This window comes from Candidatus Poribacteria bacterium (genome assembly GCA_021162805.1).
Lineage (GTDB): Bacteria > Poribacteria > WGA-4E > B28-G17 > B28-G17 > JAGGXZ01.
Map to the genome: position 1 here is coordinate 1 of JAGGXZ010000118.1, position 3,064 is coordinate 3,064.

1 protein-coding gene is annotated in these 3,064 nt (G+C 55.9%); it reads left to right on the top strand.

Features of this window, described 5'->3' with window-relative positions:
• A partial coding sequence (locus J7M22_09180) for an Ig-like domain-containing protein (protein ID MCD6506783.1) occupies positions 1-3,064 on the top strand: 3,064 nt, incomplete at both ends.

Below are 3,064 nucleotides of genomic sequence, written 5' to 3' on the forward strand. Positions count from 1 at the left end.
CCGCCACGTTCTCAATAGAAGGCGTATCGGGAGCGACCAATATAGCCATGACTGAATCCAACGGAACCTACACCGGAACATATACGGTACAAGCAGGGGATAACGTTAAGGACGCGACCGTCTCCGTTACCTTCACCAAGGAGGGGCAAACCCAAACGGATACCTCCCAGAAGGTCACCATCGATACCACCCCGCCTACGATCCAGATAACCTCCCCCGCCGACGGATCGTTTACCAACCAGACCTCCATCGAAGTTCAGGGAACTGTCTCGGACGACAATCTTGACACCGTTACGGTCAACGGCGTACAGGCGACGGTGACCGATGGGTCGTTTACAGCTCAGATCGATCTGCCGGACGGAGATGGCGATAAAACTATAACCGCTACCGCTACCGATGTAGTCGGTCACGAATCCTCCGACTCCATCGCTGTTATCCTCGATACCACCCCGCCCCAGATCCAGATAACTCAACCTGTGGATGGCTCGTGGACGAATCAAACTTCCATCACGGTCACGGGTACTGTCTCCGATGCCAACCTCGACACGGTTACGGTCAACGGCGTGCAAGCGACGGTAACCGATGGGTCGTTCACGGCTCAAGGCGTACAGCTTCAGGAGGGCGATAACACCATAACTGCCACCGCCACCGATAAGGCCGCAAATACCGCTCAGGTCACCGTGACGGTCAAACTCGATACGGTAAAGCCTTCACTGAGCAATCCCACCGCTCAGCCCACCGTGGTGAAAAACGGAGATACCATCACTGTGACGGTCGAGGCCACCGATGAGGGCTCCGGGATAGCATCTGTGACGGCCAACGTGGATGGGATCGACACAGGAGCGGCCGGCCACACCTCTTTCGTCCTTAACCCCGTTGAAGGGCAGCAAAACGTATACTCCGGCACATATACCATATCGCAGAACAACACGGCGTCGAATAACGACTACAAAATAGTTATCACCGCCACCGATTACGCTGGAAACACTCAAACTGACGACACAACAACCGTGACCCTGCGCAATCTGAACATCACCCTGCAATCCGATAAATCAGCGATACCACCCGGCGGCGAGGCTATCCTGACAGCTACTCTCACCGATGCCAGCGGAGCCGGACTTGAAGGCGAGACGGTTGAAATCGGTTTCGCCCCCGATTCGCAGAATAAAAAAGGAGATCTCAGCAGTGTAGAGGACATCGGAAACGGTCAATATCAGTGTACCTATACAGCACCTCAGGATTTCGAGGGCCAGATTTCCTTCATCGCTACGGTGGACGGGGTCACCTCTGAGGTTCTCACCATCATCGTCAGATCGATCACTATGGAGATTACCGTCGATCCCGATACCTTGGTGGCATGCGGCACACAGACCGCCACGGTGACGGTCACGATGCTTGATGAGAACAACGATCCGATCTCCGGAGAGGAGATAAAGTTCACGGTGAGCGATGATAACGGGTCGATCGATCCGGAGACAGGGACAACGGGGGATGATGGGAAGTGTACCGTTACCTATACCGCCGGTATTCAGGCTGGAACCGCTACCATCACCGCCACCGCTCAGGGACCCAAAGCACAGGGCGTGTCCGCAACGGCGCAGGTAACTCTTACACCGGCCGGGATTGATCCGGATGGTTCCACCCTGACCGTCCAACCTGGTGAGGTAAGCGCTGACGATCCGACCGTCACGGTCACAGTTAGGGTCGTTGACGTGCATGGCAATCCGATATCTGGTGCATCGGTCAAGATACTCGTGGATGGGAAAAAGGTCGAGATACTTATGGATGGGACAGGCGTACCAACAGCTACCACTGATCAAAATGGGAGGTTAGTCGCCCAAATTCAGCTTCCTCATCAAGCTGGAGATAAGACGATCTCGACCACAGCGAACGATACTATCCTCACTCAAATAGTAACTGTCAAGGTCACGCCCGGCAAATTGGCCTCGCTTGAGATCTCGCCCGATACCGCCCTCGTCCCGATAGGAAGAACCCGGCAGTTCACCGTTACCGGAGCCGACGCGGAGGGCAACCCCATAACCCCCACCGATGTCACCTGGGAAGTGATAGGAGAAATCGGCACGATAGACCAGAACGGACTGTTCACCGCTACGACTGAGGGTGTTGGAAAGATTCAAGCGACCGCCGACGGTGTGACCGATACCACTGGAGATATCAAGGTCGTCACCAGAATCCCCGGCGACTGCGCAGGCGGCTCACAGACGGCCGATTTCCCCAACGGCGAGCCTGATGGTAAGGTGGACATCTTCGACCTCGTCCAGATGGGTAGTCACTGGCATCAGACCGCCGAGAATACCACAGCCACCCAGGCCGAGTTTGAGGCGATGGATATCGCCGGACCCAGCTCTTGGGAACAGGGCGACGGGGTGATAGACATCTTCGATCTGATCGTCCTGGCCGATAACTTCGGCGTGGGAACGGGCGCCGCTGCACCGGATCTGATCGCTCGACTCCCGATCCTTTCGACTGCTAAGCTCGCCCTTATAACCCCGACAACCCGAACCACCATGCAGAGGGAGTCGGAGATCCGCACGCTCCTCGGAAGCGAGTTCAAGCTGGATCTGCTGGCCGAAGGTCTCAAAGGATTGAAAGGGTACACCTTCCAGATCGCCTATGACCCGAATGCGTTCGAGATTTTGGGTGATGGAGGCAAACGGTTCGCTGAGGGATCCCTCATGAAGGGGATGGAGTCCTTCTCCTTCGCCAAACCCGATCGTTCATCGCTCACTGCTGCCGGAGTAGTGCTCGGTAGGGAGAGCGTCAGAGTGGATAGCGGCACTCTCGGATCGTTGAGCCTTAAGGCGAAATCGGCAGGCGAGCACACGATCGTCCTGAGGAACGTCATACTGATCATGGATGACGGAAAGTCGTTCACGCTGCCGGAGCTAAGGTATAGGGTGATCGTGCACGAACCGATTGAAAAGACGAAACTGCTGCAGAACTACCCGAACCCGTTCAACCCTGAGACGTGGATACCCTTCCAGCTCAAGGAAGCCTCTGAGGTAACGATCCGAATCTACGATCTGCACGGCAACCTTATCAG